This is a genomic window from Halomonas sp. 3A7M, from assembly GCF_014897875.1.
Taxonomy (GTDB): domain Bacteria; phylum Pseudomonadota; class Gammaproteobacteria; order Pseudomonadales; family Halomonadaceae; genus Vreelandella.
The window spans coordinates 20,391-32,676 of record NZ_JABUZD010000143.1; the positions used below are offsets into that span (position 1 = coordinate 20,391).

General features: G+C 55.1%; 14 protein-coding genes. 8 read left to right on the forward strand and 6 right to left on the reverse strand.

What is annotated here, in order from left to right; translation table 11 throughout:
* Together INT19_RS12165 and INT19_RS12170 are read right to left on the reverse strand one after the other, a co-directional pair.
* Entirely contained in the window at window positions 1–804 is an 804-nt protein-coding gene (locus INT19_RS12165) for a metal ABC transporter permease (RefSeq protein ID WP_193060928.1), read from the reverse strand.
* A complete protein-coding gene (locus INT19_RS12170; RefSeq protein WP_089038962.1) occupies window positions 794–1,534 on the reverse strand; it encodes a metal ABC transporter ATP-binding protein in 741 nt (246 codons plus the stop codon). The genes INT19_RS12165 and INT19_RS12170 overlap by 11 nt, the downstream gene beginning before the upstream one ends.
* A 157-nt stretch (window positions 1,535–1,691) precedes the next feature.
* Between INT19_RS12170 and INT19_RS19790 the strand changes: the two genes are divergently transcribed.
* Together INT19_RS19790 and INT19_RS19795 are read left to right on the forward strand one after the other, a co-directional pair.
* Complete coding sequence (locus INT19_RS19790) at window positions 1,692–2,318, forward strand: metal ABC transporter solute-binding protein, Zn/Mn family (RefSeq protein ID WP_319022190.1); 627 nt, start codon at window positions 1,692–1,694, stop codon at window positions 2,316–2,318.
* A 4-nt stretch (window positions 2,319–2,322) separates the two neighbouring features.
* Window positions 2,323–2,763 carry a metal ABC transporter solute-binding protein, Zn/Mn family gene (locus INT19_RS19795; protein WP_319022192.1) on the forward strand — a complete coding sequence of 147 codons (441 nt, stop codon included), beginning with the start codon at window positions 2,323–2,325 and terminating at the stop codon, window positions 2,761–2,763.
* Window positions 2,764–2,861: 98 nt separating this feature from the next.
* On the opposite strand, the gene INT19_RS12180 is transcribed toward INT19_RS19795, so the two are convergent.
* Entirely contained in the window at window positions 2,862–3,629 is a 768-nt protein-coding gene (locus INT19_RS12180) for an ABC transporter ATP-binding protein (RefSeq protein WP_125745997.1), read from the reverse strand.
* Window positions 3,630–3,898: 269 nt separating this feature from the next.
* Here INT19_RS12180 and INT19_RS12185 point away from each other — a divergent pair, with 269 nt between their 5' ends.
* The gene (locus INT19_RS12185) at window positions 3,899–4,168 is read left to right on the forward strand and encodes a type B 50S ribosomal protein L31 (RefSeq protein WP_193060929.1); all 270 of its coding nucleotides are present in this window, start codon (window positions 3,899–3,901) and stop codon (window positions 4,166–4,168) included.
* A 12-nt stretch (window positions 4,169–4,180) separates the two neighbouring features.
* On the forward strand, window positions 4,181–4,321 hold the full coding sequence (ykgO, locus tag INT19_RS12190; protein ID WP_193060930.1) for a type B 50S ribosomal protein L36: 141 nt from the start codon (window positions 4,181–4,183) through the stop codon (window positions 4,319–4,321).
* An 81-nt stretch (window positions 4,322–4,402) separates the two neighbouring features.
* Here ykgO and INT19_RS12195 read toward each other — a convergent pair whose 3' ends face one another.
* Entirely contained in the window at window positions 4,403–5,200 is a 798-nt protein-coding gene (locus INT19_RS12195) for an inositol monophosphatase family protein (protein WP_193060931.1), read from the reverse strand.
* A gap of 236 nt (window positions 5,201–5,436) precedes the next feature.
* Here INT19_RS12195 and INT19_RS19660 point away from each other — a divergent pair, with 236 nt between their 5' ends.
* Window positions 5,437–5,571 carry a hypothetical protein gene (locus INT19_RS19660; RefSeq protein WP_264299264.1) on the forward strand — a complete coding sequence of 45 codons (135 nt, stop codon included), beginning with the start codon at window positions 5,437–5,439 and terminating at the stop codon, window positions 5,569–5,571.
* 111 nt (window positions 5,572–5,682) lie between these two features.
* On the opposite strand, the gene INT19_RS12200 is transcribed toward INT19_RS19660, so the two are convergent.
* On the reverse strand, window positions 5,683–6,615 hold the full coding sequence (locus tag INT19_RS12200; RefSeq protein WP_193060932.1) for a siderophore-interacting protein: 933 nt from the start codon (window positions 6,613–6,615) through the stop codon (window positions 5,683–5,685).
* Window positions 6,616–6,790: 175 nt separating this feature from the next.
* Here INT19_RS12200 and fhuB point away from each other — a divergent pair, with 175 nt between their 5' ends.
* From fhuB to INT19_RS12215, 3 genes are read left to right on the forward strand one after another with little or no spacing between them, the layout of a single operon-like run.
* Window positions 6,791–8,791, forward strand: coding sequence for a Fe(3+)-hydroxamate ABC transporter permease FhuB (gene fhuB, locus INT19_RS12205; RefSeq protein WP_193060933.1), 2,001 nt, complete (start codon window positions 6,791–6,793; stop codon window positions 8,789–8,791).
* Window positions 8,788–9,567, forward strand: a complete 780-nt coding sequence (fhuF, locus tag INT19_RS12210) for a siderophore-iron reductase FhuF (RefSeq protein WP_193060934.1) — start codon at window positions 8,788–8,790, stop codon at window positions 9,565–9,567. Before fhuB ends, fhuF begins: the two co-directional genes overlap by 4 nt.
* Before the next feature lie 46 nt (window positions 9,568–9,613).
* Entirely contained in the window at window positions 9,614–11,269 is a 1,656-nt protein-coding gene (locus INT19_RS12215) for a multidrug ABC transporter permease/ATP-binding protein (protein ID WP_193060935.1), read from the forward strand.
* A 41-nt stretch (window positions 11,270–11,310) separates the two neighbouring features.
* Here INT19_RS12215 and INT19_RS12220 read toward each other — a convergent pair whose 3' ends face one another.
* Window positions 11,311–12,225 carry a helix-turn-helix transcriptional regulator gene (locus INT19_RS12220; RefSeq protein WP_193060936.1) on the reverse strand — a complete coding sequence of 305 codons (915 nt, stop codon included), beginning with the start codon at window positions 12,223–12,225 and terminating at the stop codon, window positions 11,311–11,313.
* Between the last annotated feature and the right edge of the window lie 61 nt (window positions 12,226–12,286).

Sequence of the window (12,286 nt, forward strand, 5' to 3'; positions counted from 1 at the left end):
CTAACGTTGGCCTAAATAGCGAAAAGCATTTATCCCTAGAGTCGAAAGCGCGAAAAAGCCAGCGGCCAAGGTAACAATTGTCGGCCCCGTGGGGGTATCAAAATAGTAAGCGGCCCTGAGCCCCAACGTAACCGCCAATGTCGCAATACACATAGCTACTAGTGCCATAATTTCAGGCGTTCTGGAGAAAGGCCTTGCCGTTGCAGCAGGAATAATCAGTAAGGCTGCAATTAGCAATGCACCGACCACCTTGAGTGCCACAGCCACGACCATGGCAAGAGAGAGCGTTAAGACCAATTGCTCGCGGCGGGGCTGAATGCCATTGGCGTAGGCAAGTTCATCGCTCAGTGTGGCAGTCAGAAGTGCCGACCAACGCCAGAAGAGTAACGCCAATATCAGTAATGCGCCGCCACCGATGATCCACAGGTCATCCTGGCCAACGGCCAGGATATCGCCGAATAAATATGCCGTCAGGTCAATCCGGACTCCCGAAATAAATGAAACGGCGACCAGGCCGATCGCCAAGGCTGAGTGAGCCATGACACCGAGTAGCGTATCCATGGCATAACCGCGCCCGCTGAGTAGCGTTACGCAAGCGGCCATGGTGAGGGCAACGGTTAATACGCCTGCAAAAATAGAGAGGTTAAACATTAAAGCCAGTGCAACACCAAGGATGGCGGCGTGAGATGTCGCATCGCCGAAGTAAGCCATACGTCGCCAAACCACAAAGCAGCCAAGCGGTGCCGCGGCAAGGGCAACGAATATGCCGGCCAGAGTAGCGCGCCACATGAAGTCATCCAACATGGGCTGCCTCCTCATGGTGATGACGATAAAAAGCCAGCATTTGTGCTGTCTGTTCACCGAATAACGCTTGATAGTCTGGGGAAGACGCAACACGTTCTGGTTTGCCCTCGCAACAGATGTGGCCGTTTAAGCACAGCACATGGTCGGCGGTGCGCATGACGACATGAAGGTCATGGCTGACCATCAATACGGCACAGCGGTAGTGCTGACGAACCTCTTCAATTTTTTTATAAAAGTCCGCGATGCCACGATAGTCCAACCCTTGTGTTGCCTCGTCGAGAATTAAGATGTCTGGTTTTGTGATAAGCGCGCGGGCCAGCAGTACCCGTTGGAGTTGGCCGCCTGATAAGTGGCTCATGGCGGAATTTTCCAATGCCTCGACCCCAGCGTTTGCTAATGTTTGCTGCACATCGCGGCGGGCATGGCGGTGAGGAAGGTTAAGGAAGCGTGAGACCGTCATCGGTAGCGTTGGGTCTAAATGGAGTCGCTGGGGCACATAACCGATAGACAAATTCTCATCGATGGCGACGTAACCTGATGTTGGCTTAATGGCCCCAACTAATGTTTTAACTAACGTTGATTTTCCTGAGCCATTTGGGCCAATCAGCGTGACAATCTCTTCACGGTGCAATGTCAGATTAATATCTCTCAAAATATGCTGGCCACTGATCAGAACATTGATTTGTTTGGCGCGCAGGAGAGGGGCATTACCGGGTGTGAATTGAGACATCAGCTTGCAGCCTCTCGGTTAATTGCTATTCTGATTCAATTTGTTATGTTATATCATATTAAAAAAATAAGGGCTAATGCTTCTGCGGCTATAAGCGCTTTCTAGATAGGTCGTATGAGAGTGGGGGAATTATGGTTTTGATAATTTGGAGAAAAACATGAAGTACAGAATTTCACGTTACACCCTGCCGCTATTAGCGAGCTTTCCCTTGTCAGCCCTAGCAGATGTTCCCCGTGTGGCGGTAGACATTCCGCCGGTTCATTCGCTAGTGGCCAAAGTTATGGGGGATCTCGGGACTCCCGACCTTTTCATTCAGCCTGGTGCATCACCTCACGGCTACTCACTGAGGCCTTCGGAAGCCAAAGTGTTAAATGATGCTGATGTGGTCGTATGGGTAAGTAATGATCTAACGCCTTGGTTATCGGCTCCGATCGCCAATTTGGCAAACGACGCCGAGCATCTGGAACTAATGGGCGTACCCGGCATTAATACGTTTGCATATCGTGAAGGCGCGACGTTTGATCTGGGTGACCACGACCACGACCACGACCACGACCACGACCACGACCACGACCACGACCACGACCACGACCACGACCACGACCACGACCACGACCACGACCACGACCACGACCACGACCACGACCACGACCACGACCACGACCACGACCACGACCACGACCACGACCACGACCACGACCACGACCACGACCACGACCACGACCACGACCACGACCACGACCACGACCACGCGCTGGCTCGATGCCATTGCCCAGCAACTTAGCGAAATCGATCCTGACAATGCCGCCCACTATCGTGCTAATGCGGCACAAGGCCAGCAAGAACTTGAAGCACTTGAGCAAGATTTAAAGGAACGCTTAGCCAATAGCGAGCAGACTCGCTTTATCGTATTTCACGATGCCTATCAGTACTTTGAAAAAGCGTTGGGTGTCACTGCGGCTGGTGCTATTTCTATCGGTGACGCATCCTCACCCAGCCCGAGACGTATTGAAACTATCCAGCAGTTAGTTGATGCAGAAGGCGTTACGTGTGTATTCAGCGAACCGCAATTTAATCCGCAAATCGTTGATACTGTCTTTGGCGATACGGATGTTTATATTGGTGTAATGGACCCTCTAGGCGTTGGCTTAACACTAGGTGCAGGGCTTTACGACGCACTACTTAACCAAATGGCTGATGAAATACAACACTGTACCGACACGATGTGAGTCAGTCTGGAAAGCCGGTATCAAGAAGGAGTGATTAAATAGGCGCGCTAATGTGGACAGTGATCTCGTCTGGCATTAGCGCGTCGGTATGTCTTCACTCATTGGGCTACAGCAATATTGTGCTCCCCATTGGGGTGTTTCATCACCTGCATGGGTAGGCCATAAATCGCTTCTAAGGTGCTGCAACTCATCAAATCATCCGGGCTGCCATGGGCCAGCAAGCGACCGCTATGCAGTGCCATCAGTTCATCACAGTAGCGTGATGCCATATTGATATCGTGCAATACAATAATGACGCCAAGGTTCAGCTCATCGCATAGCTTGCGAACCAGCGCTAGCACTTCAATTTGGTGAGCAATATCCAGTGCTGCTAGTGGCTCATCGAGCAGCAAGAAACGACTTCCCTGGGCGAGTAGCATAGCCAACCATACTCGCTGACGCTCGCCGCCGGAGAGTGTATCGACTAAGCGGTCGGCAAAGGCCTCTGTGTGGGTAAGGGCGATGGCGCGATCAATGGCGTCTTTGTCTTTCTGGTTATGGCGACCGAGCAGGCCGTGCCAAGGGTAGCGACCAAAAGCCACCAGCTCGCGCCCAGTCAGGCTTTCAGCGCTGGGTAAATGCTGGGGCAGATAAGCTACCTGACGAGCAAACTCGCGGTTTCCCCAGTCACGCAGTGGGCGCTGGTCAAAGTGAATCTCGCCTTGGCTGGTGGGTTGCTGCTGGGCCATCAGCTTAATCAGCGTCGACTTTCCCGAGCCATTGTGGCCAATCAGGCCGTAAACCTTGCCCTCATGAAAGCTGTGGTCAATGGGATTTAAAATCTGCTTACCATTGATTTCAAAGGTGGCGCCTTTGACCTCGAACATGAATGACTCCTGGCGATAGGGTTAATAATAATGGTTCCATTCTAGTGCTAATGGTTCTCATTTTTAACAAAAAAATTAAAAGATTTCTGTCGGCTGGCTTAGGTAAGCCATACGAGGGCTTGAGTATTGGCGGCTAACGCAGTGCTACGGGGCAAGCGTTGGGTTGTGAGTTAACGAGGGTAGGCCTGCAAGATAATCTTTACATGTTAATGAGAATCATATGTAATTGTTATGTTATCTTGTATCAATTGCAATTGAAGGAATCGAATATGAAAAAGGGCATACATCCTGCTTATGGCTACGTGGTGTTCCGCGACACTAGCTGCGGTACCACGTTCCGGATCCGTTCTACCTGCACCTCAAAGCAGACGATTGTCTGGGATGATGGCAATACCTACCCGTTGATTGACCTGGATGTCTCTAGTGCTTCTCACCCTTTTTATACCGGTGAGCAACGCAGAGTTTCTGCTGAAGGTCGGGTGGCGCGTTTTCAGCAGCGCTTCGGTTTGGTTTCGCGCCGCTCTTCCGACGCTAAGTAGCGGAGATGTAACGTGCAAGTACTTAGCTCGCTCAAGTCCGCCAAAAACCGCCATCCTGATTGCCAAGTGGTCAAACGTCGCGGGCGGCTCTATGTCATTTGTAAAACGAATCCTCGCTTCAAAGCGCGCCAGGGAGGAAGGCACAAAAAATAAGCAGGGCATGCCGAGCCCTGCGGTTTATTTTTCAACGACGCACAATACTGCGTTTGAACTCTGTGGGATGCGAATTTTTTATTAGCAAGTAGTTAAATATGCTAATAGTTGGTTATACCGTTCAGGGTGCGCTGCAATTAGGCTGTTCCATTGAGCGGGACTCACCTCACCAGAGAGATCCGTGACGGTGTATCCCGCTTCTCGGGCAATCACAATACCGGCAGCGATATCCCAGAAGTCGAGCGCGGCGCCTTGCGACCAAAAAGCATCAAACCGACCTAGGCTAAGATAGGCAATCTCAAGTGCCGCTGAGCCAGGACTGCGGATACCCGCCACTTGAGGCATTAATGTCGCGAGTTGATTTAGCGCTGTCGTGCAGTCGCCTTTAGCGTGATAGGGCAGACAAGTGCTCACCAGCATCTCGGTTAGCGGGCGAGGGGCTGGTGTTGTTAACGGGCGGTCATTGAGAAAGGCGCCTGTACCTTGGCCTGCCCAAAGCATCTCATCAAGGAGTGGTTGATAGACAACACCGATAATCAGCGCATCACCTTTGGTGACCGCAATAGACACCGAGAAGTGAGGCACGCCATGCAGGAAATTGCTGGTGCCATCAAGGGGGTCAATAATCACGGTATAGTCGCTATCGGTGGGCGTCAGGCCACTTTCTTCGCCAAGGAAGGCGATATCGGGAAAGGCGCTGCTGATGCAGTCGATAATGATATTCTCGGCTGCCGTATCGTAGTAGCTCACAAAGTCTGACGCCCCCTTTTGCTCGAAGGCAATCCGCCCCTTTAGCGAATATCCCTCGCGTAACAGCGCACCCGCCTCATAGGCTGCTTGTTTAACTGTTTCCAGCAAGCTGTTTTCGCTCTCAAGCATGTCGTTTCTCCTGGGGACTTATATGGCTGTTATCAAATCATTTGATAAAGGTAACGAACCATCCATGACGTGGCGATGACAGTAGACGTTTTTGGTTTGGTAGATCAGTTGTTTAGTACAAGCATATCGTTATGAAAAGAGGATTAGGCCTCGCTGATTGACTTTACTGCCTGTTAACGCAAATAATAATTATTGTTATTTATTTTGTGGTGTTAGTTAAGGCAGGAGGCCAATCAGTGGATACCCAGACCTGGAGCGCTGAGTTAGAAGATATCTTCGTTAATCAGCGGCCCCGGCTCTGCTGTGTCGCCGCAAGAGTCTTGGGCAATGCTGATCATTGCAGCGTGACCAGCGCAGCGGTCAACCAGTGAAGTGCACGGCTGATTCGCCCATAGTAGTTGGGGCTATCTCGCCAGCCCAGAGACGTGTGGGCTGACGTGCTTGCGTGACGATTGTTTAGCACCGTGCTGTTTGCAGCCTCTTTAACCATTGACTTTACCTAGGCGCCAGTAGCCCATGCTGGTGACGTACTGTTTGGGGAGGCCGCACTCGTTGACCAGATAGCGGCGCAGCTTCATAGCGACTTTGGTTTCAGCGGCAATCCAAGCGTAGAAGGGCGCGCTGTCATCCAGAGTGGCGGATTCCCAGAGAGGGCCGTCCTCATCGTCGCTGTCGACGTTGCTAGTGGCTGCCGTCGGCGTGCCGCCTAGCGCTTGAATTTCCTTGTGCAGATCAATATCGCGTACCGCCCTCAGCAGCAGCTCACCGTGCTGGCAGCCGGGGTCAGTATCACGGGCCAGCCAGTGCAGCTTAGCGGCTTGGGGCAGCGGCTGAACGTCGTCACTGCGGGGCACTTCGAGCAGCGCTTCAACCTTGGGTTTGAGCGGCAGGTCATCAATGGTTTCCAGAATGCCAGCCGCGGCGGGGAGAGCGGTTTCATCGGCGATGATCAGAATACGGCGCACGCCTTGGGGTGGCTTCCACTCGTAGCCCTGTTTTGGGCCTTCCGCGTTAGCGTCAGGGGCTGTCATGGCTAGCCGGTCACCTGGACAGGCATTCATTGCCCAGCGCGAGGCAGGGCCATTGTCGCCGTGGAGCACAAACTCTACATCCACCTCAGCCCGATCTGGGCGCAGGGCGCGGATGGTGTAGGTGCGTGCAGAGGGGCGCTGGGCATCTGGTAGGGCGCGGTAGGCGCTGTACCAGTCGTGTTCGGCCAGCTTGGCGATCTCAAACAGCGGGTCGAGGCTACCACCGCCTTCGGGGAAGAACAGTTTGACGCGTTGATCCGGAGCGTAGGTCGCCATTTGGCTGACGGCTGGGCCAGTAAAGGTGAACTTAACTAACGAAGCGCTGACTTGGGTTCGCCGAGCGAGAGTGATATCGAAAAGTTGGTAGGTTTGTTTAGCCGCCATTGTGGCTGTCTCCATTAATAAATGGTGTTAATTGTAGTGCTAATTATTATCATTTAGAATCGTTGCGGATAATTCAACCACCAACTCCAGAAAAGAGTAAGGCTAAGAAAATGACTCTGCTGCCTATCAGGCCCTGTGTGGCGATCTGCCCGGCTATGACAAGAGGTTGTTCGCTATGCTAAGCGCTGCGCAAGTTACCCAGCGAATGGGGGGGATGTCGCCTGCAAAAGCTTGCCTGCTGCTTAGCTTGCCGATGGTGGTGCTGTTTTGGCTAGGTCTGCAGGGGCAGGGCGGTTTTATGCTGGGAGTGCAGGCGTTAGTGGCGCCCTCCTTTGAGAACGTCGACGAGTTGTTGCTTCACTATGCGTGGTGGCCGCGTCTCTCGATCGCGCTGCTAGCTGGGGGCGGTTTGGGGTTGGCGGGTGTACTGATGCAACAAGTACTGCGCAACCCGCTGGCCTCGCCCACCACCCTAGGGGTGGCATCGGGCGCTAACCTGGCGTTGATGACCGCTACCTTACTGGCGCCGGGGCTGCTTGTCGCCGGGCGTGAATGGGTCGCCTTGTTGGGTGGTGCGCTGGCGGTTGGGTTAGTTTTCCTGCTCTCGTGGCGGCGCGGGTTGGCGCCGATCGTGGTGGTGCTGGCGGGCTTGGTGGTTAATCTGTACTTAGGGGCGCTTTCTACAGCGCTGCTGCTGTTTAACCACGAGGCGCTTTCGGGGCTGCTTATTTGGGGCGCGGGTTCGCTGGCGCAAAACGGGTGGGATGGCGTTGCGGTTCTCTGGCCACGGCTGGCGATTAGCTGTGTCGCCGCCTGGTTTTTGCTGCGCCCTTTGGCGGTGCTTGAGCTTGACGACGCCAGTGCCAAGAGCCTCGGCGTCTCGCTGACCTATCTGCGCTTTGCGGGGATGGGGCTGGCGGTATTTATTACCGGTAGCATTGTCAGCGTGGTGGGTATCATCGGTTTTATCGGCTTGGCAGCGCCCAATATTGTGCGTATGGCCGGTGCGCGGCGCTTAGGGCCACGTCTGCTTTGGTCGACGTTACTAGGGGCTGTGTTGTTGGTCACCACGGATCTACTGCTGCAACATTTCGGTGGCATGGTGGCGGCCTTTATTCCCACTGGAGCGATTACCGGTGCCCTGGGGGCGCCGCTATTAATGTGGTTGATTCCACGTTTGAAACTGCAGGGCGATCAACCACCGAAAGGGGCGGGCGTTTTTGCCCATCGCCATCCTGCGCCTTCCCGTTTAGCAACGGGTTTACTCCTCGCGCTACTGGGCGCCACATTACTTGGCTTGCTGGTGGGACAGGGTGTTGATGGCTGGTACTTACTGTCGCCGGATAACTGGAACGTGATGCAGTGGCGCATGCCGCGGGTAATGGCGGCAGCGGCGAGTGGGCTAATGCTGGCAATTGCCGGAACGATTCTGCAGCGTCTTTCCGCCAATCCCATGGCTAGCCCCGAGGTATTGGGTATCAGCGGTGGCTGTGCCATTGCACTGATTCTGGGGATTTTCCTATTACCTGCGCCCACCAATATGATGCTGATTGGCGTGGGTACCCTGGGGGCTTTTGCAACGCTGCTGGTACTGGTGGGTATCAACCGCAAGAGCGGCTATCTGCCCGAGCGTTTGCTGCTCACCGGGGTGGCCGTCAGCGCTCTGTTTGATGCGGTGCGTAGCGTGATGCTGGCGGGTGGCGACCCACGTGGCCAGCAGGTGATCGCCTGGCTGGCGGGCTCTACTTATTACGTGGATGTCACCAATGCGGTTGTCGTCGGCGGCATTGCCGCCGTTCTGGCACTGGTCACACTGCCCTTTACCCGTTGGCTGGATATCTTGCCGTTAGGCGCACCGACGGCCAAGGCGCTTGGGGTAACCCTCAACCGCGCCCGTTTGGCATTGCTGTTACTGGTGGCGCTACTAACCGCCTGCGCCACCTTGGTGGTGGGGCCGCTGTCGTTTATTGGCCTGCTGGCACCGCATATGGCGCGTTTGGTTGGCTTCTCTCGGGCAGGGCAACATCTGCTGGGGGCGGCGTTGATCGGCATGCTATTAATGGTGATGGCAGACTGGGTAGGTCGTCAGATTATTTTCCCGTACGAGATACCAGCAGGTTTGGTCGCCTCCCTGATTGGTGGTGCTTACTTTATGTGGGGGTTGCGGCGGCTATGAGCGAAGCGGCGAGCGTGCTACCGGTAGCGACGAATCCAGCAGACGCTTTGTTGGCGCTCTATCGCCAGCCGCCGTTGGATAACTTAAAGGCACCTGCGTTTGGTCAGCCTGATGAGACGACATTGGCAGCTACTGAACTGCTGAATCATGAAGTGCTCTTCGCCCAGCTGTCGCGTTACTGCCGGTACCACGGTGACGATGCTGATTTTCTGGCCGCCGCTTCGATATGGTCGAAATTCCATTTCAGCAGTGTCTCTATTCCGACGCTGGTGGCGAACCTGCTATTGGGTTACGACCTGCCAGTCGGCGGAGGTGAGCTGCGGCTGGCGTTGGGTGATCACGGTCAGACGTCGCGCATCTGGCTGCCGCATGGTGGCGTGCCGTTGGCCTCAAAAGCGCTCCAGGCACGCTTTAGCAGCCTATTCGATGACCACTGTGCGCCGCTTATCGAAGCGTTGGCCGTGGTCTCTGGACTTTCTGCCAAAGTGTTCTGGAGCAATCTTGGTCACTATGTGGAGTTCGTGGGCAAGACCTGCTCACGGCATCCAGACTTCACTGGCGCGGGTGAGCCGCTGCTAGATTATCTCGCCACTAAGACGCTACCCGATGGGCGTCGCAACCCGCTCTATCAACCTGTGCGTTATCTGGAACTGGGCGGTGAAACCCCTGCTCGAGTGCGGCGGCTGTGCTGCATCAAATATCGGCTGCCCGGCGAGCCGCTGTGCGGCGGTTGCCCGCTGAAACCCGAGAATAAACCGGCCAAACGCCAACGCTAGCTTTCAAATATCGGCTAATTTTTCGAAGTACCAGGAGGCCCTGTTCATGGAGCTGTTCAAGATTGTATGGCGTGATTACCGCTGGCCCTTTATGGCGGTGGTAATGCTTAGTTTGGTCAGCGCCGGCCTGGGCATCGGAGTTATTGCGTTTATCAATGAACGAATGTTGGGTACCTTCGCTGACCCTTGGCGAATCCTGCCGGAATTCCTGGGTCTGGTGGCGTTGCTGCTGGCGATTACTCTGGCCTCGCAATTAGCCTTGACCACCTTGGGGCACCACTTTGTCTATCGGCTGCGGGGGCAGTTGATCAAACGCATCTTGGATACCGATATCGAGCGTATTGAGCAGATTGGCAGCGCACGTTTATTGGCCAGCTTATCCAGCGATGTGCGTTATATCACCGTGGCCTTTGTGCGCTTGCCGGAGCTGGTGCAGGGTGGGGTACTGACGGTGGGTGTCACGGTTTATCTAGGTTGGCTTTCGCCAACTATGCTGATGGTGACGGCGCTGTGGGTGATTTTTACTATTCTGGTAGGCATGCGCTTGGTGGCGAAAGTGTATCGGCATATGGCCAAGCTACGGGATTCAGAAGACCGCCTTTACGCGGACTATCAGTCGGTGATTGAGGGGCGTAAGGAACTGGCACTCAATCGCGACCGAGCCGAGTGGTTGTACCGTGATGTTTACACACCTAACGCTGAAGCGTATCGGCACCATATTATTCGCGGTGATACCTACCATCTTAGCGCGGTCAACTGGTTCAATATCATGATGCTGGGGGCCATCGGCGTGGTGTTTTTCCTGGCCAACGGCCTGGGCTGGGCATCAGCGCAAGTGGCCACCACCTTCTCGCTCACGCTTTTATTTCTACGCGCGCCGCTGATTCAAGCCATTGGTGCCTTTCCGCCGCTGATCAACGCGCGGGTGGCCTTCGAGAAAATCAGCGCGCTGGATCTAGCGGAGCACCGTGACTCCTTCGATGGCGGCACGCAGCACCATAACTGGCAGGAGGTAGTGCTAGAACAGGCTACCTATCGTTACCCCGCTGAAGAAGCGCGGTCAGGCTTTGCCATCGGGCCTATTGACCTGACCTTAAAGCGTGGCGAGGTAGTGTTTCTGATCGGCGGCAATGGCAGTGGCAAATCCACTCTAGCGAGACTGTTGACTGGGCTTTATCAGCCGCAAAGCGGCTGTGTTCAGGTCGATGGCCGACCACTGCAGGAGGAAGATTGGAAGACCTATCGCCAGCACTTCTCCGCCATCTATACCGATTTGCATCTGTTTGACCGCTTGATGGGGCCTGCAGGGAAGTCTCCCGACTCGATACTGGTAGAGGAGTGGCTAGAAGCCCTGGGCATGCATAGCAAACTCGACTTCGAAGGCGACCGGGTCACTAACACCAACCTCTCCCAGGGCCAGCGCAAGCGCCTGGCGATGCTGCTGGCAGTAGCCGAGCAGCGCGACCTATTGCTGCTGGACGAGTGGGCTGCCGATCAAGACCCGCAGTTCCGGCGGGTGTTTTACCGCGAGCTACTGCCGCAGCTCAGAGCGCTGGGCAAAACGCTGGTGGTAATCAGCCACGACGACCACTACTTCGATCAAGCCGATCGGCTGCTGGAAATGCGCGGTGGGCAGCTGGTGGAACTCACCGGTGAGCAGCGCGAAGCGGCCAGCCGCGATGCGGTGGCGAGGGTGAGTTGAAAATTCCGTAGTGGGATAAAATTGAAGAGGCGTCGTTGTTCTCAGGTGTTGCGCCGCTTGATGGCTTTGGGAGCATAGCCGAAGAAGCGCGTGAAAGCTGAGCTGAAGTTGCTTGGGTGCCGGTAGCCTGTGGCATAGGCAGCCTGAGCGACCTGTTGACCGCTCTCCAGCAGCGCATGGGCGTGGCGCATGCGCTGTTGGTGAAGAAAGTGTTGTGGGGTGACCCCAAACATGCGACGAAACCCCTGCTTGAGTTTCTGTTCCCCCAATCCTACCCGAGCCCCTAAATAAGCCAGCGTCAATGGATGGTCTAACTCGCTGAGAATAATCTCGTGGGCCTGAACGATGCGTTCGGCATCTACGCTGGCAATGTGCTGTGTGGGGCGGGGTTCTGGCAGCAACGCTTCGAGCTGTTCCCCCAGTAGGCTAAGGGCGTGGATATGTTGCTGGATGCGAGAACCGCCTGTTTGGAGGCATGCCTGGAGCGCCTGTAGATGTGCCCGACTGGCCGACGAAGTAGGCTGGAAAGCCAGCGGTCGAATACCCCCAGAGGCAGGGAGCGCGGCTTGGTAGCGTTCGCCCAGATAGCGCGCTAGCCAGCCAGTACTGGCGACAAGGCGTAGCTGAAGCACTGTTTCCCCTTCCGGTATATGGCGCTCCCCCTGGCTGTGGTCAAAGGTGGTTACCGTGGTGTGGCCATGGCCGAAATCGATGCGTGGCCCCCAGCGCTCTCGGTAATCAGAGTGGCCTTGTAGACCAAAGGTCACTATCACGCCTGCGCCCGTATGAGGTGTGTGACTCTCTTCGACGATCGTATGTTTAGCACGGTAGCGGGTCAGCACTGCCGAGAGTCCATCATCCAGCACGCAGCATTGAGAACCTTGCAGAGGCTTCTCTGCTGGGAGTGGTGCATCGCTAGGCATAGAAAGTGAATCGGTTTGCATATGAATGAGCATGATAATTGATATCGTTTGGCGCTAGCCTACTCCCTTAACTACTCCTGCGCCAGTAGGAGGC

Coding starts and splice junctions, on each gene's coding strand:
- INT19_RS12220 (WP_193060936.1), bottom strand. CDS start 12,225: ATGCTCATTCATATGCAAACCGATTCACTTTCTATGCCTAGCGATGCA.
- INT19_RS12215 (WP_193060935.1), top strand. CDS start 9,614: ATGGAGCTGTTCAAGATTGTATGGCGTGATTACCGCTGGCCCTTTATG.
- INT19_RS12200 (WP_193060932.1), bottom strand. CDS start 6,615: ATGGCGGCTAAACAAACCTACCAACTTTTCGATATCACTCTCGCTCGG.
- INT19_RS12185 (WP_193060929.1), top strand. CDS start 3,899: ATGAAAAAGGGCATACATCCTGCTTATGGCTACGTGGTGTTCCGCGAC.
- fhuB (WP_193060933.1), top strand. CDS start 6,791: ATGCTAAGCGCTGCGCAAGTTACCCAGCGAATGGGGGGGATGTCGCCT.
- INT19_RS19790 (WP_319022190.1), top strand. CDS start 1,692: ATGAAGTACAGAATTTCACGTTACACCCTGCCGCTATTAGCGAGCTTT.
- INT19_RS12165 (WP_193060928.1), bottom strand. CDS start 804: ATGTTGGATGACTTCATGTGGCGCGCTACTCTGGCCGGCATATTCGTT.
- INT19_RS12195 (WP_193060931.1), bottom strand. CDS start 5,200: ATGCTTGAGAGCGAAAACAGCTTGCTGGAAACAGTTAAACAAGCAGCC.
- INT19_RS12170 (WP_089038962.1), bottom strand. CDS start 1,534: ATGTCTCAATTCACACCCGGTAATGCCCCTCTCCTGCGCGCCAAACAA.
- fhuF (WP_193060934.1), top strand. CDS start 8,788: ATGAGCGAAGCGGCGAGCGTGCTACCGGTAGCGACGAATCCAGCAGAC.
- INT19_RS12180 (WP_125745997.1), bottom strand. CDS start 3,629: ATGTTCGAGGTCAAAGGCGCCACCTTTGAAATCAATGGTAAGCAGATT.